This is a genomic window from Micromonospora sp. NPDC005237 (genome assembly GCF_040607775.1).
In the GTDB taxonomy this organism is placed as follows: Bacteria; Actinomycetota; Actinomycetes; order Mycobacteriales; family Micromonosporaceae; genus Micromonospora.
On the sequence record NZ_JBEXHJ010000001.1, the window covers coordinates 951,433 to 978,162 of the forward strand.

General features: G+C 71.7%; 31 protein-coding genes. 15 read left to right on the top strand and 16 right to left on the bottom strand.

Annotated features, from left to right (window positions below):
- Window positions 1-2: 2 nt before the first annotated feature.
- Both ABZT87_RS04515 and sigB read right to left on the bottom strand, forming a co-directional pair.
- On the bottom strand, window positions 3-410 hold the full coding sequence (locus ABZT87_RS04515; RefSeq protein WP_355133584.1) for a VOC family protein: 408 nt from the start codon (window positions 408-410) through the stop codon (window positions 3-5).
- Between the two features lie 107 nt (window positions 411-517).
- Entirely contained in the window at window positions 518-1,534 is a 1,017-nt protein-coding gene (gene sigB, locus ABZT87_RS04520) for an RNA polymerase sigma factor SigB (RefSeq protein WP_355133586.1), read from the bottom strand.
- 232 nt (window positions 1,535-1,766) lie between these two features.
- On the opposite strand from sigB, the gene ABZT87_RS04525 reads away from it, so the two are divergent.
- Window positions 1,767-2,555, top strand: coding sequence for a sporulation protein (locus ABZT87_RS04525; RefSeq protein WP_355133698.1), 789 nt, complete (start codon window positions 1,767-1,769; stop codon window positions 2,553-2,555).
- A 91-nt stretch (window positions 2,556-2,646) separates the two neighbouring features.
- On the opposite strand, the gene dtd is transcribed toward ABZT87_RS04525, so the two are convergent.
- From dtd to ABZT87_RS04545, 4 genes are all read right to left on the bottom strand, one after another.
- Window positions 2,647-3,069, bottom strand: coding sequence for a D-aminoacyl-tRNA deacylase (gene dtd, locus ABZT87_RS04530; RefSeq protein ID WP_355133588.1), 423 nt, complete (start codon window positions 3,067-3,069; stop codon window positions 2,647-2,649).
- A 28-nt stretch (window positions 3,070-3,097) separates the two neighbouring features.
- Window positions 3,098-4,582 carry a methyltransferase gene (locus ABZT87_RS04535; RefSeq protein WP_355133590.1) on the bottom strand — a complete coding sequence of 495 codons (1,485 nt, stop codon included), beginning with the start codon at window positions 4,580-4,582 and terminating at the stop codon, window positions 3,098-3,100.
- A 230-nt stretch (window positions 4,583-4,812) separates the two neighbouring features.
- Window positions 4,813-5,877: a macro domain-containing protein gene (locus ABZT87_RS04540; RefSeq protein WP_354861186.1), complete on the bottom strand. Its 1,065-nt coding sequence runs from the start codon at window positions 5,875-5,877 to the stop codon at window positions 4,813-4,815.
- A gap of 5 nt (window positions 5,878-5,882) precedes the next feature.
- Window positions 5,883-6,557, bottom strand: coding sequence for a DUF4433 domain-containing protein (locus ABZT87_RS04545; protein WP_355133592.1), 675 nt, complete (start codon window positions 6,555-6,557; stop codon window positions 5,883-5,885).
- Between the two features lie 141 nt (window positions 6,558-6,698).
- Between ABZT87_RS04545 and ABZT87_RS04550 the strand changes: the two genes are divergently transcribed.
- Complete coding sequence (locus tag ABZT87_RS04550; RefSeq protein WP_355133594.1) at window positions 6,699-7,274, top strand: HhH-GPD-type base excision DNA repair protein; 576 nt, start codon at window positions 6,699-6,701, stop codon at window positions 7,272-7,274.
- Window positions 7,275-7,277: 3 nt separating this feature from the next.
- On the opposite strand, the gene ABZT87_RS04555 is transcribed toward ABZT87_RS04550, so the two are convergent.
- A complete protein-coding gene (locus tag ABZT87_RS04555) occupies window positions 7,278-7,589 on the bottom strand; it encodes a hypothetical protein (protein WP_355133700.1) in 312 nt (103 codons plus the stop codon).
- A 13-nt stretch (window positions 7,590-7,602) separates the two neighbouring features.
- Window positions 7,603-7,890: a hypothetical protein gene (locus tag ABZT87_RS04560; RefSeq protein WP_124771959.1), complete on the bottom strand. Its 288-nt coding sequence runs from the start codon at window positions 7,888-7,890 to the stop codon at window positions 7,603-7,605.
- Window positions 7,891-7,996: 106 nt separating this feature from the next.
- Here ABZT87_RS04560 and ABZT87_RS04565 point away from each other — a divergent pair, with 106 nt between their 5' ends.
- The gene (locus ABZT87_RS04565) at window positions 7,997-8,356 is read left to right on the top strand and encodes a DUF3099 domain-containing protein (protein ID WP_354861180.1); all 360 of its coding nucleotides are present in this window, start codon (window positions 7,997-7,999) and stop codon (window positions 8,354-8,356) included.
- 63 nt (window positions 8,357-8,419) lie between these two features.
- Here the strand turns inward: ABZT87_RS04565 and ABZT87_RS04570 are convergent, their stop codons facing one another.
- A complete protein-coding gene (locus ABZT87_RS04570) occupies window positions 8,420-9,319 on the bottom strand; it encodes a PfkB family carbohydrate kinase (RefSeq protein ID WP_355063986.1) in 900 nt (299 codons plus the stop codon).
- Window positions 9,316-10,251: a pseudouridine-5'-phosphate glycosidase gene (locus tag ABZT87_RS04575; protein WP_355133596.1), complete on the bottom strand. Its 936-nt coding sequence runs from the start codon at window positions 10,249-10,251 to the stop codon at window positions 9,316-9,318. The genes ABZT87_RS04570 and ABZT87_RS04575 overlap by 4 nt, the downstream gene beginning before the upstream one ends.
- Window positions 10,252-10,339: 88 nt before the next feature.
- Here ABZT87_RS04575 and ABZT87_RS04580 point away from each other — a divergent pair, with 88 nt between their 5' ends.
- The 3 genes from ABZT87_RS04580 (at window position 10,340) to ABZT87_RS04590 (ending at window position 13,175) form a co-directional block, all read left to right on the top strand.
- A complete protein-coding gene (locus ABZT87_RS04580) occupies window positions 10,340-10,558 on the top strand; it encodes a DUF3039 domain-containing protein (RefSeq protein WP_007456912.1) in 219 nt (72 codons plus the stop codon).
- Window positions 10,559-10,598: 40 nt separating this feature from the next.
- Complete coding sequence (locus tag ABZT87_RS04585) at window positions 10,599-11,261, top strand: trimeric intracellular cation channel family protein (RefSeq protein WP_354863159.1); 663 nt, start codon at window positions 10,599-10,601, stop codon at window positions 11,259-11,261.
- Between the two features lie 180 nt (window positions 11,262-11,441).
- Window positions 11,442-13,175 carry a DEAD/DEAH box helicase gene (locus ABZT87_RS04590; protein WP_355133598.1) on the top strand — a complete coding sequence of 578 codons (1,734 nt, stop codon included), beginning with the start codon at window positions 11,442-11,444 and terminating at the stop codon, window positions 13,173-13,175.
- A 118-nt stretch (window positions 13,176-13,293) separates the two neighbouring features.
- Here the strand turns inward: ABZT87_RS04590 and ABZT87_RS04595 are convergent, their stop codons facing one another.
- Window positions 13,294-13,527, bottom strand: a complete 234-nt coding sequence (locus ABZT87_RS04595) for a hypothetical protein (protein WP_234587953.1) — start codon at window positions 13,525-13,527, stop codon at window positions 13,294-13,296.
- Between the two features lie 245 nt (window positions 13,528-13,772).
- A complete protein-coding gene (locus tag ABZT87_RS04600; RefSeq protein WP_355133600.1) occupies window positions 13,773-15,389 on the bottom strand; it encodes an RNA polymerase sigma factor in 1,617 nt (538 codons plus the stop codon).
- A 288-nt stretch (window positions 15,390-15,677) separates the two neighbouring features.
- On the opposite strand from ABZT87_RS04600, the gene ABZT87_RS04605 reads away from it, so the two are divergent.
- Window positions 15,678-16,499, top strand: coding sequence for an inositol monophosphatase family protein (locus ABZT87_RS04605; RefSeq protein ID WP_354862506.1), 822 nt, complete (start codon window positions 15,678-15,680; stop codon window positions 16,497-16,499).
- Window positions 16,500-16,557: 58 nt separating this feature from the next.
- Here the strand turns inward: ABZT87_RS04605 and ABZT87_RS04610 are convergent, their stop codons facing one another.
- Window positions 16,558-17,076, bottom strand: a complete 519-nt coding sequence (locus ABZT87_RS04610) for a LytR C-terminal domain-containing protein (protein WP_354862507.1) — start codon at window positions 17,074-17,076, stop codon at window positions 16,558-16,560.
- A gap of 435 nt (window positions 17,077-17,511) precedes the next feature.
- Here ABZT87_RS04610 and ABZT87_RS04615 point away from each other — a divergent pair, with 435 nt between their 5' ends.
- The gene (locus ABZT87_RS04615) at window positions 17,512-17,808 is read left to right on the top strand and encodes a DUF4193 domain-containing protein (RefSeq protein ID WP_007075406.1); all 297 of its coding nucleotides are present in this window, start codon (window positions 17,512-17,514) and stop codon (window positions 17,806-17,808) included.
- A 120-nt stretch (window positions 17,809-17,928) separates the two neighbouring features.
- Window positions 17,929-18,726, top strand: coding sequence for a hypothetical protein (locus ABZT87_RS04620; protein ID WP_354862504.1), 798 nt, complete (start codon window positions 17,929-17,931; stop codon window positions 18,724-18,726).
- A gap of 19 nt (window positions 18,727-18,745) precedes the next feature.
- Here ABZT87_RS04620 and ABZT87_RS04625 read toward each other — a convergent pair whose 3' ends face one another.
- Window positions 18,746-19,273, bottom strand: coding sequence for a DUF3093 domain-containing protein (locus tag ABZT87_RS04625; protein WP_354862502.1), 528 nt, complete (start codon window positions 19,271-19,273; stop codon window positions 18,746-18,748).
- A gap of 90 nt (window positions 19,274-19,363) precedes the next feature.
- Between ABZT87_RS04625 and dut the strand changes: the two genes are divergently transcribed.
- From dut to ABZT87_RS04645, 4 genes are all read left to right on the top strand, one after another.
- Window positions 19,364-19,900 carry a dUTP diphosphatase gene (gene dut / locus ABZT87_RS04630; protein ID WP_354862500.1) on the top strand — a complete coding sequence of 179 codons (537 nt, stop codon included), beginning with the start codon at window positions 19,364-19,366 and terminating at the stop codon, window positions 19,898-19,900.
- Window positions 19,901-19,925: 25 nt separating this feature from the next.
- Complete coding sequence (locus ABZT87_RS04635) at window positions 19,926-20,600, top strand: DUF3710 domain-containing protein (RefSeq protein WP_354862498.1); 675 nt, start codon at window positions 19,926-19,928, stop codon at window positions 20,598-20,600.
- Window positions 20,601-20,726: 126 nt separating this feature from the next.
- Window positions 20,727-21,107 carry an OB-fold nucleic acid binding domain-containing protein gene (locus tag ABZT87_RS04640; RefSeq protein WP_354862496.1) on the top strand — a complete coding sequence of 127 codons (381 nt, stop codon included), beginning with the start codon at window positions 20,727-20,729 and terminating at the stop codon, window positions 21,105-21,107.
- A gap of 25 nt (window positions 21,108-21,132) precedes the next feature.
- Window positions 21,133-21,819, top strand: a complete 687-nt coding sequence (locus tag ABZT87_RS04645) for a DUF3159 domain-containing protein (protein ID WP_354862494.1) — start codon at window positions 21,133-21,135, stop codon at window positions 21,817-21,819.
- Between the two features lie 27 nt (window positions 21,820-21,846).
- Here ABZT87_RS04645 and ABZT87_RS04650 read toward each other — a convergent pair whose 3' ends face one another.
- Both ABZT87_RS04650 and ABZT87_RS04655 read right to left on the bottom strand, forming a co-directional pair.
- Window positions 21,847-22,536 (bottom strand): TrkA family potassium uptake protein, encoded by a 690-nt coding sequence (locus tag ABZT87_RS04650; protein ID WP_234587936.1) that lies wholly within the window; start codon window positions 22,534-22,536, stop codon window positions 21,847-21,849.
- Between the two features lie 3 nt (window positions 22,537-22,539).
- Window positions 22,540-23,205, bottom strand: coding sequence for a TrkA family potassium uptake protein (locus ABZT87_RS04655; RefSeq protein ID WP_266251020.1), 666 nt, complete (start codon window positions 23,203-23,205; stop codon window positions 22,540-22,542).
- A gap of 173 nt (window positions 23,206-23,378) precedes the next feature.
- On the opposite strand from ABZT87_RS04655, the gene ABZT87_RS04660 reads away from it, so the two are divergent.
- Entirely contained in the window at window positions 23,379-25,448 is a 2,070-nt protein-coding gene (locus tag ABZT87_RS04660; protein ID WP_355133602.1) for an APC family permease, read from the top strand.
- The gene (locus tag ABZT87_RS04665; RefSeq protein ID WP_355133604.1) at window positions 25,441-26,706 is read left to right on the top strand and encodes a TRAM domain-containing protein; all 1,266 of its coding nucleotides are present in this window, start codon (window positions 25,441-25,443) and stop codon (window positions 26,704-26,706) included. The genes ABZT87_RS04660 and ABZT87_RS04665 overlap by 8 nt, the downstream gene beginning before the upstream one ends.
- Window positions 26,707-26,730: the final 24 nt, after the last annotated feature.

Below are 26,730 nucleotides of genomic sequence, written 5' to 3' on the forward strand. Positions count from 1 at the left end.
GCTCAGGCGCGGCTGGAGATCTGCTGGACGCCCCAGGTGTTGCCGTCCGGGTCGGCGAAGAAGATGAAGCCGACGTTGTCCAGCGGGTCCGGCACCGGGCTCGGGTTCTGGCCCACCACCTGGATGTCGCTGACCTCCACGCCACGGGCGACCAGCTCCGCGTGGGCCCGCTTCAGGTCGGGCACCACCAGTTGCAGGCCCTTGAGCGAACCCGGCGGCATCTGCGGGACGACGCCCTTGCCGATCACGATCGAGCAGCCCGAGCCGGGCGGGGTCAACTGCACGATGCGGGCGTCGTCGCTGATCACCGTGTCGTGGTCGACGGCGAAGCCGAGCTGGTCGGCGTAGAACGTCTTCGCCCGGTCCAGATCGGAGACCGGCACGATCACCACTTCCAACGTCCAGTTCATGGCACTCTCCTCGCTCGTCGCGGAGCCGGTCGGCGCCACAGTCAAGCACCCCGACAGCAGGGAAGGTCCCGGCGAACCGCCGGGACCTTCCCTGCTCATCCGGTGCGTCAGCAGGCGTACGCCTCCAGGCGCTGCGCCCGCTCCGGAGCGCGCAGCTTCAGCAACGTCACCTTCTCGATCTGCCGGATGCGCTCGCGGGACAGGCCGAACTCGCGGCCGACCTCGTCCAGGGTGCGCTGCCGACCGTCGTCCAGCCCGAACCGGAGCCGGATGACCGCCTGCTCCCGCTGCGACAGCGTGGCCAGCACGATGCTCACCTCGTTGCGCAGTTCGCCCTGCGCGGCACCCTCGCCCGGGTCGGTGCGCGGGTCCACCGAGGCCACGAAGTCACCGAGCGCGCTCTCGCCGTCGTCGCCGACGGCCTGGTCCAGGCTGACCGGCTCGCGGTCGTACGAGATCAGCTCGATGACCTGGAACTCGGGGATGTCCAGGGCCCGGGCGACCTCGGCGACTCCTGGCTCGCGACCCAGCGTCACCGCCAGTTCCCGGCGGGCCCGGACCATCCGGTTGACCTGCTCGACCATGTGTACGGGAATGCGGATGGTGCGGGCCTGGTCGGCCATGGCACGGGTGATCGCCTGCCGGATCCACCAGGTGGCGTACGTGGAGAACTTGTAACCCTTGGCGTAGTCGAACTTCTCCACCGCCCGGATGAGCCCGAGGTTGCCCTCCTGGATCAGGTCGAGGAAGGCCATCCCGCGTCCGGTGTAGCGCTTGGCGATGCTGACCACCAGCCGCAGGTTCGCCTCCAACAGGTGGTCCTTGGCGGCGCGGCCCTCGGCGATGATCAGCTCCAGGTCGGCCCGCAGCTCCTCGGAGACCGGGGTGCAGGTGGCGAGCTTCTCGTCGGCGAACAGGCCGGCCTCGATCCGCCGGGCCAGGTCGACCTCCTGCGCCGCGGTCAGCAGCTTCGTCCGGCCGATCCCGTTCAGGTACGCCCGGACCAGGTCGGTGGAGATGCCGCGCTCGTCGGTGGCGTCCAGGTCGGCGAGGGCCTCGGCGGCCCCGTTGGTCTCGGTGCTGGTGGCCGGGCGCGTCCGGTGTTCCGTCATCTGCAGGACCATCTCTGTCTCTCCCCGTGTCCACGTCTGTGCCGTGTCTCCGGCCCAGTGGTGCCGGTGTGACACACAGCTTGGCGGGCAGGGCGTGAAACGGGAGTGAGGCGATCGGGCACCCGACAGGAATCCGGCCGGATCGTTGCCGCGGTGTGTCATCCCGGCGGTTGCGTGCCCGGCCCGGCTACGTTGCGGACGGTCGGCCGCCCCGGGTCGGCGTGGTCCGACGATGGAGGACGGTGTGGTCTTCAAGCGGCTCATGAAGGCGATGGGGGTCGGCGGCCCCTCGGTCGAGACGGTGCTCGCCAACCCGAACTGCCGCCCCGGCGGGCAGTTGGAGGGCCACGTCCAGGTGCTCGGCGGCGACCATCAGGTCGACATCGACGACGTCACGCTCGGCCTGGTCACCCGGGTCGAGGTGGAGAGCGGCGGCAACGACTACGACACCACCCAGGAGTTCCACCGTCAGCGGGTCACCGGTGCGTTCCGGCTGGAGCCGGGGCAGCGCCACGATCTCCCGTTCCGCTTCGACGTGCCCTGGGAGACACCCGTCACCGAGCTGTACGGGCAGCACCTGCACGGCATGACGATGGGGCTGCGGACCGAGCTGGAGGTCGCCCGCGCCGTCGACACGGGTGACCTGGACGCCGTGTCGGTGCACCCGCTGCCCGCCCAGGAGCGGCTGCTGGAGGCGCTGCTGCGGCTGGGCTTCCGGTTCGCGCGCGCCGATGTGGAGCGTGGACACCTCTACGGCGTACGGCAGACGTTGCCCTTCTACCAGGAGATCGAGTTCAGCCCGGCACCGCAGTACGCCCGCTCGATCAACCAGTTGGAGGTCACCTTCATCGCCGACGCGCGACAGATGCAGGTGGTGCTGGAGGTAGACAGGCGGGGCGGCGTCTTCACCGAGGGCCGGGACGCCTTCGGCCGGTTCACGGTCGAGCACGCCACCGCCGACAACACCGACTGGACCGCCGAGCTGGACACCTGGCTCCGCCAGTCCCTGTCCCGCCGAGGCCTCTTCTCCTGACCCCCGGCTGCCCCGGTGATCAAGAGCTTTGCGTCACCTTGGGGCCGGATTCTGACGCAAACCTCTTGATCACCGGGAAGAGGGGCGGGGGTTAGAGGTCTAGGAGGAGGGTTTGGGGGCCTATGTTGAGGCTTTCCCCCAGCATGTGGGCTCGGAAGCGGCCCGTTTCGACCTTGGCGCCTCGTTCGCGTAGGGCGTCGACCACCGCTGTCACCAGGGGTTCGGCGACCTCGGCGGGGGCTGCCGCCGTCCAGCTTGGACGGCGGCCCTTGCGGGCGTCGCCGTAGAGGGTGAACTGGCTGACCAGCAGGATCGGCGCGCCGGTGTCGGCGGCGGACCGTTCACCGTCCAGGATGCGCAGCTCGTGCACCTTGCGCGCCATGGTCTGAGCGGTCTGCGCGGTGTCGGTGTGGGTCACTCCGAGCAGCACCAGCAGGCCGTTCTCGATCGCGCCGACCACCTCACCGTCGACGGTCACGCTGGCCCGCCCGACGGTCTGCACCACCGCCCGCATCAGCGCGCCACCGCGCACAGCACCGGGATCACGCGGTCACCGGTTCGATGAAGCCGCGCTCCACCAGGTGCGCGACGATCGGGCCGGCGGCCTCGGCCATCTCCGCGGGTTCGACGTCGTGGGCCGCCGCGAGCAGGGCGAGCTGGTCGCGCAGCGGCAGCCGGCCGTCGGCCCCACCGACCAGTGCCAGCACCAGCGGGTCGATCTCCTCGGTCCAGCGCAGGCCGTGCGGCATCGCGAGCACCTGCCGGTCCACCGCCCAGCCCTCGTCGCCCATGGTGGCCTCCTGACGCAGCTGGAGGCCGTCGGTGGCCCGGTAGCGCTCGGCGAGCAGCGCTTCGGTGTCGCGTACCCGCAGGAAGTCCTGGCGGTCGAACCAGGCGCCGATCTGGTCGCCCAGCGGCGGCTGGACCCGCTGACGCAGGTCCTCCACGCGGACCACCGGGTCGGCGTGCCCACCCTGGCGCAGAGACACGATGCCGAAGCCGATCGCCTCGATCTTGTGCGCGTCGAACCAGTCCAGCCAGACGGCCGCCCGCTGCGGGTCGGCGCCCTCGCCGACGTCGGTGAGCCACAGGTCGACGTACGCCATCGGGTCGGCCACCTCGCGCTGGATCACCCAGGCGTCCAGGCCGGTGCCGGCGAACCAGCCGGCCACCCGCTCGTCCCACTCCTCGCCGGCGACGTGCACCCAGTTCGCCAGGTACTGCATGGTGCCGCCCTCGGTGAGCAGGCCGGGGGCGGCGGAGGCCAGTTCGGCGGCGATCGCGTCACCCACCCGGCCCGAGTCGCGGTAGACGTGCGTGGTGGTGCCCGGACCGACCACGAACGGTGGGTTGCTCACCACCAGGTCGAAGCGACGGCCGGCCACCGGGGCGACCAGGTCACCCCGCAGCAGCTCCCAGTCCTGGCCGTTGAGAGCGGCGGTGGTCGCGGCGAAGCGCAGAGCCCGCTCGGAGAGGTCCGTGGCGGTCACCGTGTCGGCGTGGGTGGCCAGGTGCAGGGCCTGGACGCCGGAGCCGGTGCCCAGGTCCAGCGCGCTGCCCACCCGCCGGCGCACGGTCGCGCCGATCAGGGTCTGGGTGGCGCCGCCGATGCCCAGCACGTGCTCGGCGTGCAGCGGACGACCCGGCCGGGCGCTGGCCGGCACGTCGGCGAGCACCCACCAGTCGTCGCCGTACGGCTCCAGGTCGACGCCGGCACGCAGACCGCCGCCGTACCGCTCGACCAGCCCGCCCGCCAGCGCCTCCGCAAGGCTGAGCGGCGCCAGCGCGGCAGCCACCGCGGCCTCCGGCTCGGTCTGGTCGCAGATGAACACCCGGATCAGGGTGCCGAGCGGGTCGCCGTCCTCGGTGGCGCGCAGCGCGGCCCGGTAGTCGTTGCGGGAGACCGCAGCGGTGGCCTGCGCGCCCAGCCGCTCGGCGATGCCGTGGCTGGTGAACCCCGTTCGGGTCAGCGCGGTCCGCAGCGCGTCGACGCCGGCGGGGGAGAGCAGCATGTCGTGTTCGTCCACGCCCTCATCCTGCCTTTCGCCCCGCCCCGCGTCGGCAGCACCCGCCGGACGACTGCCGGAGCGTCGGCGGCCGCCCGGATCGGCGCGCCAGGCAAGATGGCAGGTATGACGCTCGTGCTGCCCATCGATCCGGAGGCCAACCGGCTGCTGGAGCGCAGTCCGCTGGCCCTGCTCATCGGCATGACCCTGGACCAGAGCCTGCCCTGCCCATAGGAAGTGACTCGTTCCTGTCAGGCTGGCAGAAGCTCATGCTCCTGGAGCCGGGCTGCGGCCACCCGTACGTGCTTGTCGGTGAACATGCGTGCCTTGCGCAGACTCCAAGACGCCACTCGATCGGCCAATTCGGCCGGTTCGGCTGTCGGAGGCGCCTGAATAGAGGCGAAGTGCACCGTGGCGAGTAGTTCGAGACTGTAAGGCGTTTCGAAGCTGTCGACCAGCTCAAGCAGCTCGTTGACGCGGCGGACGATCTCATCTTCGCCTCGTAGCGCAGTTTCGGCTGCCTCAACGCTCTGCGGAAGGGGGTTGATCGGCGCGAACTGAGTGACCGGTGCAGACCGGTCCCCTATGCCTGACAGGTAGTGGCCTTCAAGGCTGTCCAGCACGTGGCCAAGGGTCGGCGCGTAGGGCCCGTAGGTTCCCCGGTTGAACGCCAACTTCAGCGGTGTGCCTAGAACCTGGAGGAAGTAGGCGAGCTTCTGGATCTCCAACTCGCTGATCCCCTCCCGAACCTCCTGAAGTCGAGCACGGTCGAGATATCGGGCGATGGCGATCAGTAGTACGGCGCGGAGGGGGGTCAGGGCGGGGACTGGCGTTGCGTTCGGCATGGCGGCAGGCGCTGGAGCTCCTTCCGGAGCGAAGACCACGACGCGTACGTTAGGCATACGAGCGGCTGCCTGCTCAATCAACGGACGAACGTCGCTCCACCGCAAACCACCGTTGCCGCAGCCTAGGGCGGGTATGGCGACGGAAGTGATACCTCGCTCGTTGACCACTTCTACCAGCGAGCGGAGGCCAGCAGCGATGTCCTCTAGATGCGACCTGCCCCGCCAGTGTCCCTTGGTTGGAAAGTTCAAGATGTATCGCCGGTGGCCGAGTATGGCGTTGTCGAACGTCCAGACCTCGCCCAAGCGAACCTCACCCCTTGCGCAGGCAGCTCGGTAGGCGCGGAAGTTTGCCGGGAATGCCCGTTTGAACTGCAGAGCGATGCCCTTGCCCATTACACCCACCGTGTTGACCGTGTTGACGAGAGCGTCGACCTCAGCGGTGAGCAGGTTGCCGTGGCCATCTTCGATCATGCTTCTCACCTCCTTCCGTACCCGTAGTACCACTTGGGCCTGACGATAACGCGCTCCGTGAGTGGATGCCCTGCTAGGAGCGCCAGCGCCCGCGACCGGTGATGATCATCGTGAACACCAACCCACTTGATCAGCCGCGTATCCAACTCCTGATGAACGAGGAATTCCGCCTGTCGCCTGCGTTGGCGGTCCATGTCTTCGGCGGTGTTGTTCCATCGCTCGGCTGTCATGAGCGGCCAGTCGACCATCTCGTTCAGCGCCCGGAGGTCGGCCGTGAACTCCGTGGTAGCGGTGGCGGCGTTGCCGTCGGTCCCGACCCATCCTGATGCGCCATCGACCGCAGATCCGACGGTAGTCAAGAGGTAGACCAGCGGCCGATCGCCCCCGGGATAGCAATTCGGCTTGCTGTCCCGGTGATCGCAGGCGATTCGGTACATCATGGGCGATCTGGGAGCAAAGTAGAACGGGACGTAGTCACCCACCTGTCCACCTGGCCCGGCGAGCACTGGTCGTCGTCGGCGAGACTCCTTGATTGCCCGGTCGCCGACCTCAGTGCGGGTAAGACCCTCGCGTGCAGTGATGTCGCACGCGACCCGGCCTGAACTGAAGATTGCTTCGATGTTGTCCACGTGCGTGAAGTGATAGATCCATCGGTCTCTCACGCTGACCCCGTCAGACACGTCGAGCCGTCACTTGGTTCGCCATCATGGCAGCTCGACTCCTGCGCGTCTGTTCACACCAGCCCGCAGACCCTATCGAACCTCGTTCCGATTGCTACCTACCCAACCGGCAGTACCGATCGGGTGCGGCATCATCAGAGCATGACGCTCGTGCTGCCCATCGATCCGGAGGCCAACCGGCTGCTGGAGCGAAGTCCGCTGGCCCTGCTCATCGGCATGACCCTGGATCAGCAGGTGCCGATGGAGAAGGCGTTCTCCTCGCCGTACGTGCTCGCCCAGCGCCTCGGCCACGACCTGGACGCGGCGGAGCTGGCCGGCTACGACCCGCAAGCCCTGGTCGCGATCTTCGCCCAGCCGCCCGCGCTGCACCGGTTCCCCAAGGCGATGGCGGCCCGGGTGCAGGAGGTCTGCCAGGTGCTCGTGGAGCGCTACGACGGGGACGCCGCGCTGCTCTGGGCCGACGTCGCCGACGGGCCGGAGCTGCTGCGGCGGGTCGCCGGGCTGCCCGGCTTCGGCAAGCAGAAGGCGCAGATCTTCGTGGCCCTGCTCGGCAAGCGGTTCGGGGTGACCCCGCAGAACTGGCGGGAGGCGGCCGGCGGGTACGGCGATCCCGGCGCGTACCGGTCGGTGGCGGACGTCACCGACGCCGATTCGCTGCGCCGGGTGCGGGAGTACAAGCAGCAGATGAAGGCGGCGGCGAAGGCTGCGGGGGGCTGACGCTCAGGCGGCGGTCGGGTGGGCCAGCGACGCCAGCGCCCGCCGGACGTCGGCGAGGGAGACGGTGGCGGAGTCGTCCAGGTCGGCCAGGCCGGCCTCGATCCACTGCCGCATCAGCGTGGTGACCCCGATGCCCCGGGCGTCGGCGGCGGCGCGGACCCGCTCGTAGGTCTCCAGCGGCAGCCGCACTGATCGGCTCACCATCGGCACGTCGGTGTCGGGGGTGGGCAGGTCCACCGCCGGGCTGTCGTCGATCAGGTCGGCGAGCCGGTCGTCGCCGCTGTGGAACTGCATGGTCGCGTCGTTACGGTGCATCGTCACGGCCTCCTCATCGGCGATCTCTCCGCACGGCCTCGTCGTAGCGCTTCGACTCGACGTCGCTCAGCTCGCGGGCGGAGAGGATGTCCCAGTCGTTGTCGGTGCCGTCGGCCTCGGCGAGCAGCACCGCCAGGCGGCGGCCCCGTCGGGCGGCGGCGTAGACCACCATCACGTCGTCGCCCAGGTGGCGGATGACCCGCCGCGCGCTGTGCAGCGCCTCCCAGACTTCCCCGGGTGTGACGTCGTAGACCCTCAGGTTGGCCAACGCCTCGTCGGTGAAGCTGAACCTGCTGCCCACATCGCGCAGCGTACCACGCGCGTAACACGTACCGGAGACTGGGTCAATTTTCGCTGATCACGCCTCCGTGGTGACAGGATGGGACGTAATCCCTTCGAGGAGGTCCATGGTGAAGCGTCAGGCGTACCAGCCGATTCTGATCACCGATGCCTCGCGCAGCCAGAATGATCAGCTCACCAGCCGTCAGCGCCGCTACGTCCTCATGATGGGCATCCGGGTGGCCTGCATCATCGCCGGCGCGATCCTGGTCGGCGCGAACGCCCCACTGCTCTGGGTCTGGCTGCCGCTGTGCGCCCTCGGCATGGTGCTCATTCCGTGGCTGGCCGTGCTGCTGGCCAACGACCGGCCGCCGAAGGAGGAGCACCGGCTGGCCAATCGGTTCCATCCCCGGCGGCAGGACGAGGCGCCGCCGATGAGTCTCACCGCCGACGAGCGCCCGCACAAGGTCATCGACGTCGAGCCCTGACCCGCGAGCGGGCCAGGGCTCGACCGTCACGGCCGTGCTGCGGCTGCGGCCGTGCGCCGGCCCTTACGGCTGCGGCCGTGCGCCGGCTGTGGAGACGGCCAGCGCGCCCAGGTCGGTGGCGCGGCTCAGTGCCGCGGTCGGGCTGGCGCCGGCGAGCCACGCGGTGAGCAGACCGGCCGCGAAGGCGTCGCCCGCGCCCGTGACGTCCACCACCGCCACCCGGCGGGCCGGAGCCGTGCAGACCGGCGTCGTGCGGTCGACCCACACCGCTCCCGCCGCGCCACGTTTGACCACCACCCGCCGAGCCGTCGCCGACAGCGCGCGCCCCTGTGCCGCCGGGTCCAGCCCGCCGGCCAGCACCGTGGCCTCGTCCGCGTTGACCAGCAGCAGGTCGACGTCGCGTACCCAACCCAGGAAGGTCCGCGCGCCGACCCGCCGCAGCGGCGCCGCGGACGCCGCGTCGACGCTTGTGGTGAGCCCGCGCTCGCGGGCGGCGGCCAGCGCCCGCAACCCCGCGCCGCGCGACCCGGCGTCCAACAGGGTGTACGCGGACAGGTGCAGATGCCCCGCGTCGGGCACTGCCGCGAGGGCCTTCTCCACGTGCTCGGCGCTCAACGCGAGGTTCGCGCCCCGCGACGTGACCATGGTCCGCTCGCCGTCGGCGGCCAGCACGATCACCGTGCCGGTCGGGGCGTCCACCACCCGCTCGACCGCGCAGTCCACGCCCGCGTGGTCCAGCTCGGCCATCCGGTCGCGCCCGGCGTCGTCGTCGCCGACCGCGCCGACGAGCGTGACGGCCACCCCCTGCGCGGCGATCCAGGCGGCGGTGTTGGCCGCCTGCCCGCCGCCGCCGAAACTGATCTCGGCCCCGGTGTCCGAACCGGCCGCGAGCGGCCCGGACAGCACCGCCACCACGTCGGTGATCACGTCCCCGACGACGACCACACGGGCCGGACGGGTCATGCCGGGACGGCGGAGGTGCGGGCGACCGCGGCGACCGCGATGCGCGCGGCCAAATCGGCGTTGCGCAGGATGATCCGGACGTTCACCGCCAGGCTCGCGCCCTCGGTGGCCGAGTGGAAGTGCGCCAGCAGGTACGGCGTCACGGCCTTGCCGGTCACCCCGTCCCGCTCCAGCAGGGCCAGGCCCTCGGCGAGGGTCCGGTCGTGCAGCTCCGGGTCGAGCTGCTCGTCGACCGGCAGCGGGTTGGCGACGAGCAGACCCCCGAGGTGCACGGCGTGCCCGTCCCGGGCGGCCAGCACGGCGGCGACCTGCTCCGGCGAGTCCACCGACCAGTCCAGGTCGAAGCCCGCGTCGGTGAGATAGAAGCCGGGGAACCGGCGGGTGCGATAGCCGATGACGGCGACCCCGAGGGTCTCCAGGCGTTCCAGCGTCGCGCCCACGTCGAGGATCGACTTGACCCCGGCGCAGACCACAGTGATCGGGGTCTGGGCCAGGGTGACCAGGTCGGCCGACTCGTCGAAGGTGTGCGCCGCCTCCCGGTGCACCCCGCCCAGGCCGCCGGTCGCGAACACCCCGATCCCGGCGGCGGCGGCCACCGCGCTGGTCGCCGCGACGGTGGTGGCGCCGTCCGCGCCGGTCGCCGCCGCCACGGCCAGGTCGCGGACGGAGAGCTTCGTCACGCCATCGACGGTGGCCAGCCGGGTCAGCTGCGCGTCGTCCAGGCCGACCACCAGCTCGCCACCGATCATGCCGATCGTCGCCGGCACCGCCCCGGCGTCCCGGACCGCCTGTTCGATCTCCCGAGCCACCCGCAGGTTCTGCGGACGGGGCAGGCCGTGCGAGACGATGGTGCTCTCCAGGGCGACGACGGGCCGGCCGTCGCGCAGGGCAACGGCCACCTCGGTGCCGTAGCTGATGCGAAAGTCAGTCACACCGGCACGGTACGGGGTGGGACCCCGACCGTGCTCAAGTGGACCCGGCCGTGATGACCTGCCAAACTTGACGGTTGGAGGTGCAGACGTGAGCACAGAGGTTCTCGAGCGTCCGGAACTGAAGGACGCCGACACCGGTCCCGAGATGTTCCACTACGTCCGCAAGGAGAAGATCGCCGAGAGTGCCGTCATGGGCACCTTCGTCGTCGCGCTCTGCGGGGAGACCTTCCCGGTCACCAAGGCGGCCAAGCCGGGCTCGCCGGTCTGCCCCAAGTGCAAGGAGATCTACGACTCGTACCGCGAGTGAACCCCGGCCGGCGCTCCGGCCGGCGACGTAGCCTGCGGCGGTGACCACCTCCACCGCCCTGCTCCTCGCCGACCTGACCGGAGTGGCGGTCTTCGCCGCCTCCGGCGCCTCGGCGGCGGTGGCCAAACGACTCGACCTGTTCGGCGTCGCGTTCGTCGGCTTCGTGGCCGCGCTCGGCGGCGGGATCCTCCGCGACCTGGTCATCGACGAGGTACCGCCGCTCGCCTTCGCCGACTGGCGGTACGCCGCCACCGCGGCGATTACCGCGCTCGCCGTCTTCTGGCTGCACCCACAGCTCGCCCGACTGCGCACCACGGTGCTGGTGCTCGACGCGGCGGGCCTCGGTCTGTTCACCGTCACCGGCACGCTCAAGGCGCTCGACGCCCGGGTGCCGGCGGTCGGCGCCTGCCTGATCGGCATGCTCACCGCGATCGGCGGCGGGCTCGGCCGGGACCTGCTGACCGCCGAGATCCCGGTGGTGCTGCGCCGGGAGATCTACGCGGTGGCCGCCCTGGCCGGATCGGTCGCGGTGGCGTTGCTGTACGTCACCGGCCACACCGGGCCGGCACCACTCACCGCCGCCGCTGTCGGGGTGGTCGGGCTGCGCCTGATCGCGTTGCGCCGCCGCTGGTCCGCCCCGGTGGCGACGCTGCGGCCACCGCGTGCGAACGGGGCCGATCCGCGCGCCGACCGGGAGTGGTGAGGCTGACCGTGCTCCGGTGGTGAATGTGACAGGCGTGGTGTCGCCTGGGCCCGCGGGCCCGCGCTGGTTATGCTGAGTCGGCCTTCGCGGCAGCTTCTGCGCGGAGGCGTTTTCATGGGCGGCGGTACTCGTGGCCCTCGCCCGGTGTCCGCCCTCGTGCGGTCGGAGAGGAGCTTTCGCGTGGCAGCCCGGACGCCGGTGCTCGAGACGTTCCCGGCACTCCGTGCCTGGCAGCGCAAGGCCCTGGTGGAGTACCTGCGACGGCGTACCGAGGACTTCACCGCGGTCGCCACGCCGGGCGCCGGAAAGACCACCTTCGCCCTGCGGATCGCCGCCGAACTGCTCGGCGACGGCACCGTCGAGGCGGTCACCGTGGTCGCGCCCACCGAGCACCTGAAGAACCAGTGGGCCGAGTCCGCGGCCCGGGTGGGCATTCAGCTCGACGCCGCGTTCCGCAACGCCGACGTGCACTCGGCGGCCGACTTCCACGGCGCGGTGGTCACCTACGCCCAGGTGGGGATGGCCCCGCAGGTGCACCGGCGGCGCACCATGACCCGCCGCACCCTGGTCATCCTCGACGAGATCCACCACGCCGGCGACTCCCGCTCCTGGGGCGACGGCGTCAAGAACGCCTTCGAGCCCGCCGTACGCCGGCTGATGCTCACCGGTACGCCGTTCCGCTCCGACGACAACCCGATTCCGTTCGTCACCTACGAGCGGGGCGGTGACGGGCTGCTGCGCTCCCACGCCGACTCGGTCTACGGCTACGCCGACGCGCTGCGCGACGGAGTTGTCCGGCCGGTGCTCTTCCTCGCGTACTCCGGGGAGACCCGCTGGCGCACCAACGCGGGGGACGAGTTGGCGGCCCGCCTCGGCGAGCCGATGACCCAGGATCTGGTGGCGCAGGCGTGGCGTACCGCCCTGGACCCGGCGGGGGACTGGATGCCCCAGGTGCTGCGAGCCGCCGACGCCCGACTCACCGTGCTGCGCAACGCCGGCATGCCCGACGCCGGTGGCCTGATCATCGCCACCGACCAGCAGACCGCCCGCTCCTACGCCAAGCTCATCGAGCAGGTGACCGGCGAGAAGGCCACCGTGGTGCTCTCCGACGACCAGGGCGCGTCCGCGCGGATCGCGACGTTCGCGGCGTCCGACCAGCGGTGGCTGGTCGCGGTGCGGATGGTGTCCGAGGGGGTCGACATCCCGCGACTGGCGGTCGGTGTCTACGCCACCAGCGCCAGCACCCCGCTCTACTTCGCCCAGGCGATCGGCCGGTTCGTGCGGGCCCGCCGCCCCGGCGAGACCGCGTCGGTCTTCCTGCCCAGCGTGCCGCACCTGCTCGGGCTGGCCAGCGAGATGGAGAACGAGCGGGACCACGTCCTCGGCAAACCCAAGGACTCCGACGGCTTCGACGACGAGCTGCTGGAACGGGCACAGCGTGACGACCAGGCCAGCGGGGAGTTGGAGAAGCGGTTTGCCGCGCTCTCGGCCACCGCCGAACTGGATCAGGTGATCTTCGACGGCGCGTCGTTCGGGACCGCCGCCCAGGCCGGCACCCCCGAGGAGGAGGAGTACCTCGGCCTGCCCGGCCTGCTCACCGCCGACCAGGTCTCCCTGCTGCTCACCAAACGGCAGGCCGACCAACTCGCCGCCCAGCGCCGCCGTACCGCCGAGCGGGCCGCTCAGCCGGCCGCTGCGGCCACCGCGGCACCGCCGGTACCCATGAGTGCCGCCCAACGCCGCGTGGCGCTCCGGCGTCAACTGAACGCTCTGGTGGCCGCCCGGCACCATCGCACCGGCCAACCCCACGGCAAGATCCACGCCGAGCTGCGCCGGCTCTGCGGCGGCCCGCCGAGCGCCCAGGCCACCATCGAGCAGCTCGAGGAACGCATCGCCACCGTGCAGACCCTCTAGCCCCCGTGCACCGAGCGTGCGACGCCGGTGAGTCGCGGGGCGCGGTTGGGCAGAAAGTGAAAAGCCGACCGGAGGCGCCCCGTGGGGTGCCTCCGGCCGGCTATGTCGGTTTGCGGATTTAGTTCGCCATCAGATCGGCGCCACGCCAGCTGAAGTCGGGCTCCGTTGCGAACCGCTCGGTGATCTTCACGAGATCCTCCGCGTACTTGTTCGCGTGGTGCCCGCAGAACACCAGTTCGCTCCCACCCGCCAGGGTGATCCGGAGCTTGCCGGCAGCATTGCAGCGGTCGCACCGTTCATCGGCGGCTGGGGGAACCACCGTCTCGGGCGGCGGCGTGAGGGTCGAGTTCATCGCCTTCCTCCTCTGGTCGTCACCGATGAACAATCTCTTCGGTCGTTGCTCACCTATCGTGCAACACCCGTGCCGGGCACTGCCTTCCCTGTGTGCCCGCGGGGGACCGAGGTCACACATGGCAGGGACAGTGTGCCGTGAACCCAGGGTGCCACGTCAACGATCACATTCGTGCATCCGGACGATCACCATCTGGTGTTGCACACCAGGTGATCAAAACGACACGTCCGGTTGACGAAACCGGCTCAGTCCAGGTAATCCCGGAGGACCTGCGACCGGGACGGGTGACGCAGCTTGGACATCGTCTTGGACTCGATCTGCCGGATCCGCTCCCGGGTCACCCCGTAGACCTGACCGATCTCGTCCAGCGTCCGCGGCTGACCGTCGGTCAGGCCGAAGCGCAGGCGTACCACACCCGCCTCACGCTCGGAGAGCGTCTGCAGCACCTGCTGGAGCTGGTCCTGCAGGAGCGAGAACGAGACCGCGTCGACGGCGACCACAGCCTCGGAATCCTCGATGAAATCACCGAGCTGGCTGTCACCCTCGTCGCCGATGGTCTGGTCCAACGAGATGGGCTCCCGAGCGTACTGCTGGATCTCCAGCACCTTCTCGGGTGTGATGTCCATCTCCTTGGCCAGCTCCTCGGGAGTGGGCTCGCGGCCCAGGTCCTGGAGCAACTCGCGCTGTATGCGGCCGAGCTTGTTGATGACCTCGACCATGTGCACCGGGATGCGGATGGTGCGGGCCTGGTCGGCCATGGCGCGGGTGATGGCCTGCCGGATCCACCAGGTGGCGTACGTGGAGAACTTGTAGCCCTTGGTGTAGTCGAACTTCTCCACCGCGCGGATGAGGCCGAGGTTGCCCTCCTGGATGAGGTCCAGGAAGGCCATGCCGCGCCCCGTGTACCGCTTGGCCAGGGAGACGACCAGACGGAGGTTGGCCTCGAGGAGGTGGTTCTTGGCGCGCTCGCCGTCGCGGGAGATCCAGCCCAGGTCGCGGACCATCTCCCGGGCGAGCTTCTCCTCGCCCTCGTCGGCCGCGCGCAGCTGCTCGGCGGCGTAGAGCCCGGCCTCGATCCGCTTGGCCAGCTCCACCTCCTGCTCGGCGTTGAGCAGCGGGACCTTGCCGATCTGCTTCAGGTACGCCCGGACGGAGTCGGCGGAGGCGGTCAGCTCGGCGTCGCGCCGGGCCTGCTTGAGCGCCTCGGACTCCTCGTCGTCCCACTCGAAGTCGTTGTCGGTGGCCGACGCAGCGGCGTCGGTCTCGGCGGCCTGGGCCAGCTCGGCCGGCTCCTCCACCACCACGTCCTCGATGACGGCGGCGAGCTCCTCGGGGTCGATCTCACCCTCGGCGCCCTCGCCCTTGGCCTTGCCGCCGGCCTTGACCGGCTTGGCTCCGGCCGCCGCGGCGACAGTCGCCTTGGTGGCGCGGGTGGACTTGGTCGCCTTCGCCGGGGTGGCCGCGGCGGCGGCGACCTCGGCGGTGCTGCCGGCGGCCTTGCGAGCGGCCACCTTGCGCGGCGCCGGCGTCGACGGCGCCGCGTCGGAGGCGGGCGCCTGCTTCGGGGCGGGCGCGGCGGCCTTCTTGGTGGTCTTGGCGGTGGTGGCCCGGGACGCGGGGGTCGTCGAGCGGGCCGCGGCGACCCGGCGGCGGGTGCTCGCCGAGCCGTCCACCACAACGGTCACTCCCGCCTCGGAGAGCGCCCGCAGGATCTTCTTGGCCTGGGCCGGAGTCACCTCGGCGGTCTCAACGGTGCGCGCGAGCTGGGCCGACGTGAGCTGACCACCGGCGCTCTGCGCGTGGGCGATCAGGGTGTCGGTGAGCGAGCGAACGTCGGCGCCGGGCTGGCGGGGTTCTGTCACGAATGACCTTCCGGAGGCGAAGAGCGGGCACGGCCGGGTCGTCCGGCACAGCGTGGGGCAACCGGGCCGGGCGATGTGGTTGAGGGACCCCCGTGTCCCGGGCCGGCCGGTGGTCGGCGGTCCGTGGCGCGTGGGCAGGGGTGAATTGTAACGCCGTCTGCGGCGATCATCCTGCGCCGCACGGCGTAACGGCAGCGGGACCGCCGATTCGGCGCAGATGTGGACTTTGTAAGGATGATACTCGCGCACGGCCCGGAACGCCCCGGTCGTACGGGAAGGGACCCTGGAATGGACCGTTCGGCGCCGACACCGCGGGAACTGTTGGCGATCGCGCTCGACGTGGCGCGGGACGCCGCCGCCACCGCGTACCGGATGCGGGTCGAGGGCGTCTCCGTGGCGGCGACCAAGAGCACGGTCACCGACGTGGTCACGGCGGCCGACCGGGCCGTCGAGCGGCAGGTCCTCGACGCGCTGCGCGCGCTGCGGCCGGGGGACGCGGTCCTGGGCGAGGAGTACGGCACGGAGGACACCGGTCCGGCGGAGCCGGGCGGCGTGCGGTGGATCGTCGACCCGATCGACGGCACCGTGAACTACCTCTACGGGTTGCCGTACAGCGCGGTGTCGTTGGCCGCCGAGGTGGACGGGGTGGTGGTCGCCGGCGTGGTGCGCAACGTGCACACCGGCGAGGAGTGGACCGCCACCGCTGGTGGCGGCGCCTGGCGCGATGGCGTCCGGCTGCGCTGTTCCGGCGAGACGGATCTGGGGCAGGCGCTGGTCGGCACCGGCTTCGGCTATGACGCCGGCCGACGGGCGCACCAGGCGTCGGTGGTGGCCGGACTGATCGCGTCGGTGCGGGACATCCGCCGCCTCGGCGCCGCCGCCCTGGACCTCTGCCTGGTGGCGGAGGGGCGGCTGGACGCGTACTTCGAGAAGGGCCTGGCCGCCTGGGACCTGGCCGCCGGCGGGCTGGTGGCCGCCGAGGCGGGCGTGCGGGTCTCCGGCCTGGCCGGTCGCCCGCCCGGCCCGGACCTGGTGATCGCGGCCCCGCCCGCCCTCTTCGCCGGGCTGCACGACCGGCTGGCCGCCCTGGACGCCTCCGGCGGCCCCTGACCGCTCCGCCGGGGTGGACCCGGATGCTCGGCGCGGGGCGGACGGCCCGGTTACGCCGTCACTTCTTGGCGGCGGGGGACGGGCAGGAGCCCGCCGGCGCGACCGGTGGGCCCAGGTCGCCGAGGGACTGGTTGACCTCGGTGGTGGTGGCGAGCTGCTGGAAGCCGTTGCCCAACACCACGTCCACGGTGTCGTCGGTGCGCTTGTCGTCGTAGACCGGCTCGGCGTTGTTGAGGAAGTACGCCTTGAGCAGGTGGGCGGAGCTGACGCCCTTGGGGCCGAACTTCAGCACGGCGACGTCGTCGATGCCCTTGGGCGCGTTGCCGACCTTCTTGACCTGGAACTTGCGGTTGCGGAAGTCGTCGGCGACGGCGCCCGCCCGGCCCGGCTCGTCGGTCGCGTTCAAGACGTTGATCTTGACGTCCTTGGGCTCGTGCAGGGTGACGTCGGCCAACGGCCAACCGTCCGGGCAGCCGCCCGCCGCGCCGGCCTCGCCCTGGCTGTCGCGGACGATCGCGGTGATCACGAACGCCAGGGCCAGGACCCCCAGCAGGCCGACGACGACGAGTGCTCGCACTCGCGCAAAACTCATCTGGGCGCTCCCGGGACCTCAGGTGGGTGGCGGCGGCCGCCAACGATCGCACTGACCGCCGGCCGTCGAATACGCCGCTGAGGTTAACGGTTGTCCGGCCGTCGCGTGGAAACAGTCCGACATGCCGGCGCGCCGACCCTGAACCGGGTACTACTACCCCTATCTTCGTGTCGCCTGAATCACATTGGGAACAACTTCGCGTGCGGGGGCGTACATCTCAGCCGCAAGGGCGGTATACATGCCTCGCCCAAGGGGGGGTAAGGTTCCGCGCTCGCAGGGGAGTGGCCCCAGCGGTCCCGACCCGTACGGTCCCGCGGGTCGGGTGCCCGACACAAGTGGTTGCCGGCCAGCGGAACCGAAACAGCGTCGTCCGGCGTTACAACCGGAAGCGACAACATCGATATGGGAGAGTGACATCCGATGGCCACCGACTACGACGCCCCGCGTCGCGACGAGGTCGACCTCGGCGAGGACAGCCTGGAAGAGCTCAAGGCACGGCGCGTCGACTCACAGTCGGGCGCGGTGGACGTCGACGAGGCCGAGGTCGCCGAGAGCTTCGAGCTGCCCGGTGCCGACCTGGCCGACGAGGAGCTCACTGTCAAGGTGCTACCGATGCAGCAGGACGAGTTCCGGTGCGCCCGCTGCTTCCTGGTCCACCATCGCAGCCAGCTGGCGGTCGAGCGCAACGGCGAGCTGATCTGCCGAGAGTGCGTCTGACACTCACGACACCGGCGGCGGCCTCCTGATCGGGGCCGCCGCTACCGGTGTAGGCGTGCGACGCCGGTGGGTACCTGTTTGACTCGTAGCGGGTAGCCACACCACCGGGAGGTCCGACCCATGAGCGATCGAGGCGACACCACCGACGACGGCGCGGACGATCTCGGCGCCACCGTCGCGGCGTTGACCGCGGACGACATCAAGCCGGCCCGGCGGCGGCAACTGCTCACCCGGATGGTGGGGCAGGCCCGCAGCCGAGGCATTTCCGACCTGTTCAAGCCCCGCGCCGCCGTGCGCTGGATGACCGACACGGTGGCCGAGATCGCCCCGCACGTACCGGTGCGGGACCTGGCCACCCTGCGTCGACACTTTCCCGGCCTGGACGACGCCGCCCTGGCCGAGCGACTGATCCGCAACGCCTCCCGCGCCACCGCCGGGATCGGCGCGGCCGGCGGGGGAGTCGCCGCCGTCGAATGGACCGTCGCGCCCACGCTGCTCTCCGCGCCCGTGCTGCTCGCCGCCGAGACGGTCGCCGTCGTGGCGGTGGAGCTGAAACTGATCGGTGAGCTGCACGAGATCCACGGCGTGTCGCTGCCAAGCGCCGGCAGCCAACGAGCGGTGGCCCTGGTGCACTCCTGGGCCACCCAGCGCGGGGTCAACCCGATGGTGCCCGGTGTGGGCGTGGGCGCGGTGCTCGGCACCGCCGCCCGCAAGGAGATGCGGGACATGCTGCTGCGCCGATTCGGGCGCAACCTCACCACGCTCGGGCCGTTCCTGACCGGCGCGGCGGTGGCCAGCTTCCTCAACCGCCGGGCCACCCGGCAGATGGCCGACCAGCTCCAGGTGGACCTGCGCCGTCGCGGCATCGCCCGGCCGGCGCCACCGCCGGCCCTGCCCGGCCCGCCGACGGGCACCTGAGCGGGGTCGTCGGCGTCGGTCAGCCCGGCTCGCCGGCCGTACGGTCGGCAGGCCGGCCGGCGTCCCGCGCGGCCAGCACCGCTTCGGCCAACTCGACCGGACGCCTCGTGCTCACCACCCAGAACGGGGTCGGGTCGGCGGGGTCGTCGAGCACCACCTGCACGGCGCCGCCGATCCAGGGCCGCTGCACCACGAAGGCGAGTGGGTCCGCGCCCACCCCGAGCACCTCACGGCGGCCGGCCACGTCCAACGGGATCACGTCGGCCACGAAGCGCACCGGCAGCCGGGCGTCGTCCACCCGCAGCTCGGCGTCGGCGACCGCGACGCGGATCCGGCCCAGCCACCACAGCCCGGCGGCGGTGACCGGCAGCAGCACCGCGAAGGGCAGCCAGGCCCGGACGCCGGGGCCGCCCATCCAGATTTCGACGGCCAGCAGCGCGGCGGCCACCAGCCCGGTCAGCCACAGCCACCAGGGCAGGTCCAGCCGTTCGGCGTACGCCGGACGGGCCGGGGTTGGCGGCCGATCGGCGGACGGGGAGGGCGACATGCTCACTCCTGCGAGGGTACGGCGCACGGCGGGCCGGCCAACCGGCAGGATGGCAGGGTCACCGGAGACAACCGGACGAAGAGGGGACCCGTGACCGACGTCGTACCCGTGCCCGTACGGCTGCTCGATGCCGAGCTGCCGCTGCCCACGTACGCCCATCCCGGCGACGCCGGGGCCGACCTGGTGGCCGCCGCGGACGTGGAGCTGCCGCCCGGCGGTCGGGCCCTGGTGCCCACCGGCGTGGCCGTCGCCCTGCCGGACGGCTACGTGGGCCTGGTCCACCCTCGGTCCGGCCTGGCGGCCAGGCTCGGCGTGACGGTGCTCAACGCGCCCGGTACGGTCGACGCCGGCTACCGGGGTGAGATCATGGTCAACCTGATCAACCATGATCGGGACACGCCCGCGAAGATCTCCCGTGGCGACCGGATCGCCCAGCTCGTGGTCCAGCGGGTCGCGCGGGCGCGGTTCGAGCCGGTGGCCGAGCTGCCCGGGTCCTCGCGCGGGGCCGGCGGGCACGGCTCGACCGGCGGGCACGCCGGGCTGGTGCCGTCACCGGCCGGCCAGGAGTGGGCCGACCAGCGGCCGGCCGAGCCGGGCCACGGGCAGACGGAAGAGGTGGCAGGGTGATTGTGAACAGCGGAGGGTGGGCGCAGTGATCTTCTCCCGAAAGCGGGCCGATGCCGGGCGGCACACCCGCGACGAGCGGACCACCGAGGTCCTCGACGAGGGCACCGGGACGTCGGCGCCGGCGCTCGTGCGCGGGCCGTACGACATCTCCGAGGTCGACGACGACGTGCAGCGACTCGACCTCGGCAGCCTGCACATCCCGGCGGTGGCCGAGGTGGAGGTGCGGGTGCAGGCCGACCCGCAGGGCGTGATCCAGCAGGTGGTGCTGGTGCACGGGGACAACGCGCTGCAGCTCGGCGTCTTCGCCGCCCCCCGGTCCGAGGGGATCTGGGACGAGGTGCGCGAGGAGATCCGACAGTCGCTGCTGAGCGACGGCGCCGCCGCCCAGGAGGTCGAGGGCGAGTACGGCCCGGAGCTGCACGCCCAGGTGCGCACCCCGGACGGCCCGACGAACCTGCGGTTCGTCGGCGTCGACGGGCCGCGCTGGATGGTCCGGGGCGTCTTCCAGGGCCCGGTGGCCACCGACCCGGCCAGCGCCGGGCCGCTCGCCGAGTGCCTGGACGGCCTGGTGGTCGACCGTGGCCAGGAGGCGAAACCGGTCCGTGAGCCGCTGCCGCTGCGACTGCCCCGCGAGATCGCCGACCAGGCCGACGCCGAGGGCGGGGACACGTCCGCCGCCGCCGAGCCCCGCCAGGTCTGACCGAGCGCCCACCGGCCCGCCGGAACCGGCCCCGTCGGCGTACGCTGGCGGGACGGTTCCGGCGTCGCCGGAGCTGGGCCGGTGCCGGCCAGCGCCGGCGAGCGTGGAGAGGGTGACGCGGAGGTCATGAAGACCGACGAGAGCCGGGTGTCGCTGCGGCGCATCCTGCAACGGTTCACCGCCAGCGAGGCCGAGATCGACGCGCAGGAGCTGCGGCAGGAGAGCGCCGATTGCGGCGGTGTCCTGGCCCAGCAGTGCTCCCGGGGCCAGCTGGTCTCGGTCGCCGGTCGGCTGCGCACCGTGGTCTACACGCCGCGCACCAACCTGCCCACCCTCGAGGCCGACCTGTACGACGGCAGCGACGTCGTCACCCTGGTCTGGCTGGGCCGGCGGCACATCTCCGGGATCGAGCCGGGGCGGCACCTGACCGCGCGCGGCCGGGTGGCCATGCGCGACGACCGCAAGGTCATCTACAACCCGTACTACGAGCTGGACTCGCCGAAGTGACGGCACCGCGGACGGAAGGCCGGGCATGACGACGGGACAGCACCGGGCAGCACAGCCGGAGACCGATCCTCCGCAGGACGACGAGCCGCTGCCCACGATCGCCGAGCAGATGGCCGACCAGCTCGGCGGCTGGCGGGGGCTGGTCGAGTCCAGCATCCCGGTGGTCGTCTTCGTGCTCGCCAACATCATCGGCGACCTGCGGCCCGCCGTGATCGCCTCGGTGGCCGTCGCGCTGCTGATCGCCGGGTTGCGGCTGGCTCAGCGCCGGCCGATCCGGCACGCGGTCAACGGGCTGTTCGGGGTGGGCATCGGCGCCGCCATCGCCTGGCGCACCGGTGACGAGCGGGATTTCTACCTTCCCGGCATCCTCTACGGCATCGGCTACGGCATCGCCCTGCTGATCTCGGCGGCCATCCGGCAGCCCCTCGTCGGGTGGATCTGGTCGGTGCTGGTCGCCAAGGGCCGCTCCGAGTGGCGGGCCGACCCGAAGCTGGTGCACGTCTTCACCCGGCTGACCGTGCTCTGGGGCGTGGTGTGGCTCGCCAAGGTGGGCGTGCAGGCCGGGCTCTACCTGGCCCACCAGGACACCGCGCTGGGCGTGGCCCGGCTGGCGCTGGGCTACCCCCCGTACGCGCTGCTGCTGCTCATCACCGTCTGGACGGTGCGCCGGGTCACCCGGGAGCCGCAACCCACCCCGCTGCCCGGCGCCTGAGCGACCGCGCCGCCCGCGCCCGACGGCTCAGTGTGAGCCGCGGGTCCGCTCGACGCTGTCCGGGCCGAGGATGACCGCACGGACATCGTCCTCCACCTCGGCAGTGCAGACGAAGATCAGCTCGTCGCCGGCCTCGATGGGGTCGTCCGGGCTGGGCACCAGGACGCGCTTGCCGCGCAGGATCGCCACCAGGGCGGAGTCGCGGGGCAGCGGCACCGCGTGCAGGGGCTGACCGACGTAGGGAGCGGTCGGCGGGAGGGTGATCTCGACGAGGTTCGCCTCGCCCTGCCGGAAGGTCATCAGCCGGACCAGGTCGCCGACGGTGACCGCCTCCTCGACCAGGGCGGCCATCACCCGGGGCTTGCTCACCGCGACGTCGACGCCCCACTGCTCGGTGAAGAGCCACTCGTTCTCCGCCCGGTTGACCCGGGCCACCACCCGGGGCACCGCGAACTCGGTCTTGGCCAGCAGCGACAGCACCAGGTTGGTCTTGTCGTCACCGGTGGCCGCGACCACCACGTCGCAGCCGGCGACGTTGGCCTCCTCCAGGCTGGCCACCTCGCACGCGTCGGCGAGCACCCACTCGGCGGCCGGCACCCGGTCCGGCCGGAGCATCTTCGGCTGCCGTTCGATCAGCATCACCTGGTGGCCGTTCTCGATCAGCTCCTGGGCGATCGAGCGGCCCACGTTGCCGGCGCCCGCGATGGCGATCCGCATGGCTCAGTGCCCCCCTTCCGGCGGGGTCGCCGCCACCGACGTGACCGTCGCCACGATGTCGTCGCTGACCAGCATGAACACCTGGTCACCCTCCTGTACGACGGTGGACGCGGTGGGCAGCGTGCCGATGCCGAAGCGGATCAGGTAGGCCACCCGAGCACCGGATGCCTCCTCCAGGACGCGCACCGGCCGGCCGATCCACTCCTTGTGCACCGGCACCTCGACGATCGACACGGTGCTCGTCGGGTCGCGGAAGATCTCCACGTTGCCCTCGGGCACGAGGTGCCGCAGCATCCGGTCGGCCGTCCAGCGCACCGTCGCCACCGTGGGAATGCCCAGCCGCTCGTAGACCTGGGCCCGGCGCTGGTCGTAGATCCGGGCCGCGACCCGGGACACGCCGAACGTCTCACGGGCCAACCGCGCCGAGATGATGTTGGAGTTGTCGCCGCTGGAGACGGCCGCGAAGGCGTCCGCGCGCTCGATGCCGGCCTGGCGCAGCACCTCGCCGTCGAAGCCCGCCCCGGTCACCGTGATCCCGGCGAAGTCGGGGCCGAGCCGGCGGAAGGCGTCGGCGTCCTGGTCGATCACCGCCACCGAGTGCCCCCGGGACTCCAGGCTGTGGGCGAGGGTCGACCCGACCCGGCCACATCCCATGATCACGACGTGCACGCTGTCCCTCCCAAGGTGCGTACCGCTGCCGCTGGCCCTTTCGCCGCCGGTGGCTCCGAGTTCGAGCCTGCCACGTCCGGGTCGACAGCGGGACCGACCGTACCGCGTCCTGTCGGCCGACGGTGATCGCCCACCCCCGCGTTCTCACCGTGGTGGTCGTACCCTTGGCGTTCGTGGCCAGACCCACCTCGCTGCTGAAGCGACTGCTGCTCGGTCGACCGTTCCGGTCCGACCGACTGCAGCACACCCTCCTGCCGAAGCGCATCGCGCTGCCCGTGTTCGCCTCCGACGCGCTGTCCAGCGTCGCGTACGCGCCTGACGAGATCCTGCTGACCCTGTCCATCGCCGGGGCGTCGGCGTTCCTGTTCTCCCCGTGGATCGCCCTCGCGGTGGTCGTGGTGATGCTCACGGTGGTGGCCAGCTACCGGCAGAACGTGCACGCCTACCCCTCCGGCGGCGGCGACTACGAGGTGGCCACGGTCAATCTCGGGCCGAAGTTCGGGGTCGGGGTGGCCAGCGCCCTGCTGGTCGACTACGTGCTCACGGTGGCCGTGTCGGTCTCCTCCGGCGTGGCGAACCTCGGCTCGGTGGTGCCGTTCGTGGCCACCCACAAGGTCATGATCGCGGTGCTCGCAGTGATCCTGCTGACCGCGGTCAACCTGCGCGGGCTGCGCGAGTCGGGCACCGCGTTCGCCATCCCCACGTACGGCTTCGTGATCGTGATGGGCGCGATGCTGCTCACCGGGCTGTTCCGCGTCTTCGTGCTGGGCGACGACCTGCGTGCGCCCAGTGCCGACCTGGTCATCCAGGCCGAGCACAGCGTGACCGGTTTCGCGCTGGTCTTCCTGCTGCTGCGGACGTTCAGCTCGGGCGCCGCCGCGCTCACCGGTGTCGAGGCGATCTCCAACGGCGTGCCCGCGTTCAAGGCGCCGAAGAGCCGCAACGCCGCCACCACGCTGCTGCTGCTGGGCGCGATCGCGGTGAGCCTGCTCGTCGGGATCATCTGGCTGGCCCGGCTGACCCACCTGCAGTTCGTCGAGGACCCGGCCCTGCAGATCGTCTCGGGCCCCGACGGGTACGTGCAGAAGACGGTGACCACCCAGCTCGGCGAGACGGTCTTCGGCTCCGGCTCGTTCCTGCTCTACGTGGTGGCCGGGATGACCGCGCTCATCCTCTTCCTGGCCGCGAACACCGCGTTCAACGGCTTCCCGGTGCTCGGCTCGATCCTCGCCCAGGACCGCTACCTGCCCCGCCAGTTCCACACCCGGGGCGACCGGCTGGCCTTCTCCAACGGCATCACCTTTCTCGCCCTCTTCGCGATCGTGCTGATCGTCGGGTTCCAGGCCGAGGTGACCCGCCTCATCCAGCTCTACATCGTCGGCGTCTTCGTCTCGTTCACCGTCTCCCAGGCCGGCATGATCCGACACTGGAACCGACGCCTGCGCACCGAGCGGGACCCGGAGGCCCGCAAGCGGATGCACCGCTCCCGGGCCATCAACACCTTCGGCATGGGTCTGACCGGCACGGTGCTGGTGATCGTCCTGATCACCAAGTTCCTGCTCGGCGCCTGGATCGCGATCGCGGCGATGGCCGTGATCTACGCGCTGATGCTGGCCATCCGCCGGCACTACGACCGGGTCGCCACCGAGCTGACCCCACCGGACGAGGGCCGGGCCGTGCTGCCCGCCCGGAACCACGCGATCGTGCTGGTCAGCAAGCTGCACCAGCCGACGCTGCGGGCCATCGCGTACGCCCGGGCCACCCGGCCGGACACGCTGACCGCGGTGACCGTCAACGTGGACGAGAAGGACACCCGCGACCTGCAGGCCGACTGGGAGCGGCGGGAGATGGCGATCCCGCTCACCGTGGTCGACTCGCCGTACCGGGAGATCACCCGGCCGATCCTGGACTTCGTCGCCTCGACCCGCCGTACGTCACCGCGCGACGTCGTCACCGTCTTCATCCCGGAGTACGTGGTGGGACGCTGGTGGGAGAACCTGCTGCACAACCAGAGCGCGCTGCGCCTCAAGGGCCGGCTGCTCTTCGAACCGGGGGTGATGGTGGTCAGCGTTCCGTGGCAGCTCGCCTCGACCGCGAGCAAGAACCTGGACCGGCTGGACGCCACGCTCTCCCGGACCCCCGCGCGCGGGCCGCGGGGCACCGTGCCTGCCGTGGTCACCGCGCCGCCGCCGGACGAGTCCGGCCCGGTGGACAGCGAAACGGTCGGGAACGGCCGTGACTGAGCGGACCGCGGCGGCCTCGCCACCCGTCGGGGCCGAACGTGGCCTGGCGGAGGCGGAGCGGGTCGAGTTGACCGTCGACGCGGTCGCCCCCGGCGGGCACTGCGTGGCCCGGGTGGACGGGCAGGTGGTGTTCGTCCGGCATGCGCTGCCCGGCGAGCGGGTGATCGCCGAGGTCACCGAGGTGCACCGGGGGTTCGTCCGGGCCGACGCCGTGACCGTGCTGGAGCCCTCACCGGACCGGGTGGAGCCGCCCTGCCCGTACGCGAGGCCGGGCGCCTGCGGCGGCTGCGATCTGCAACACGTCGCCCCGGACGCGCAACTGGCCTGGAAGACCGCAGTGGTGCGCGAGCAGTTGGTCCGCCTCGGCGGGCTCACCGACGCCGAGCTGGACCGGCTCGGCGTCCAGGTCGAGGCGCTGCCGGGCGGGCTCCTGGGCTGGCGTTCGCGGGTCCGCTACGCGGTCGACGCCGCGGACCGCGCCGGCCTGCTCAAGCACCGCTCGCACGAGGTCGTGCCGATCGACCGCTGCCGGATCGCCCACCCGGCCATCCAGCAGCTGCCGGTGCTCACCCCGACCGGCACGCGCTGGCCGGCGGCCGAGGCGGTGGAGACCGTCGCCAGCACCGGCGGGGACGTGAGCGTCGCCGAGGTCCGCGACGGGGTGGCCGCGCCGGTGAGCGGGCCTACCGAGGTCCGCGAGGTGGCCGCCGGGCGGGACTGGGCGCTGCCCGCGTCCGCCTTCTGGCAGGTGCACCCGGCGGCGGCGGACACCCTGTCCACGGCCGTGCTGGAGCTGCTCGATCCGCGTCCGGGCGAGGTGGCCTGGGACCTCTACGGCGGCGCCGGGCTGTTCGCCGCCGGGCTGGCCGCCCGGGTCGGCGCGTCCGGTCGGGTGACCCTGGTGGAGGCTGCCGCGCAGGGCGTGGCCGCCGCCCGGGAGAACCTGGCCGACCTGCCCCGCGTGGAGGTGGTGGCGGCCCGGGTGGAGACCGCGCTGGCCCGTCGACGGATCACCGGCCCGGTCGACGTGGTGGTGCTCGACCCGCCGCGCTCGGGCGCCGGCGCTCCGGTGGTGCGCGCGCTGACCGCCGCCGGTCCGCGGGCGGTCGCGTACGTGGCCTGCGACCCGGCCGCCTTCGCCCGGGACGTGCGCACCTTCGCCGAGCTGGGCTGGCGGCTGGCCGCGCTGCGCGGCTTCGACCTGTTCCCGATGACCCAGCACGTCGAGTGCGTCGGACTGCTGCTGCCGCCGGCCTGACCAGGCGCTCAGTCGGCTGGTCCG

Coding starts and splice junctions, on each gene's coding strand:
- ABZT87_RS04515 (WP_355133584.1), bottom strand. CDS start 410: ATGAACTGGACGTTGGAAGTGGTGATCGTGCCGGTCTCCGATCTGGAC.
- sigB (WP_355133586.1), bottom strand. CDS start 1,534: ATGGTCCTGCAGATGACGGAACACCGGACGCGCCCGGCCACCAGCACC.
- dtd (WP_355133588.1), bottom strand. CDS start 3,069: ATGCGGGCGGTGGTGCAGACCGTCGGGCGGGCCAGCGTGACCGTCGAC.
- ABZT87_RS04540 (WP_354861186.1), bottom strand. CDS start 5,877: ATGATCGAAGATGGCCACGGCAACCTGCTCACCGCTGAGGTCGACGCT.
- ABZT87_RS04550 (WP_355133594.1), top strand. CDS start 6,699: ATGACGCTCGTGCTGCCCATCGATCCGGAGGCCAACCGGCTGCTGGAG.
- ABZT87_RS04555 (WP_355133700.1), bottom strand. CDS start 7,589: ATGCACCGTAACGACGCGACCATGCAGTTCCACAGCGGCGACGACCGG.
- ABZT87_RS04565 (WP_354861180.1), top strand. CDS start 7,997: ATGGTGAAGCGTCAGGCGTACCAGCCGATTCTGATCACCGATGCCTCG.
- ABZT87_RS04570 (WP_355063986.1), bottom strand. CDS start 9,319: ATGACCCGTCCGGCCCGTGTGGTCGTCGTCGGGGACGTGATCACCGAC.
- ABZT87_RS04595 (WP_234587953.1), bottom strand. CDS start 13,527: ATGAACTCGACCCTCACGCCGCCGCCCGAGACGGTGGTTCCCCCAGCC.
- ABZT87_RS04605 (WP_354862506.1), top strand. CDS start 15,678: ATGGACCGTTCGGCGCCGACACCGCGGGAACTGTTGGCGATCGCGCTC.
- ABZT87_RS04615 (WP_007075406.1), top strand. CDS start 17,512: ATGGCCACCGACTACGACGCCCCGCGTCGCGACGAGGTCGACCTCGGC.
- ABZT87_RS04620 (WP_354862504.1), top strand. CDS start 17,929: ATGAGCGATCGAGGCGACACCACCGACGACGGCGCGGACGATCTCGGC.
- ABZT87_RS04625 (WP_354862502.1), bottom strand. CDS start 19,273: ATGTCGCCCTCCCCGTCCGCCGATCGGCCGCCAACCCCGGCCCGTCCG.
- ABZT87_RS04640 (WP_354862496.1), top strand. CDS start 20,727: ATGAAGACCGACGAGAGCCGGGTGTCGCTGCGGCGCATCCTGCAACGG.
- ABZT87_RS04645 (WP_354862494.1), top strand. CDS start 21,133: ATGACGACGGGACAGCACCGGGCAGCACAGCCGGAGACCGATCCTCCG.
- ABZT87_RS04650 (WP_234587936.1), bottom strand. CDS start 22,536: ATGCGGATCGCCATCGCGGGCGCCGGCAACGTGGGCCGCTCGATCGCC.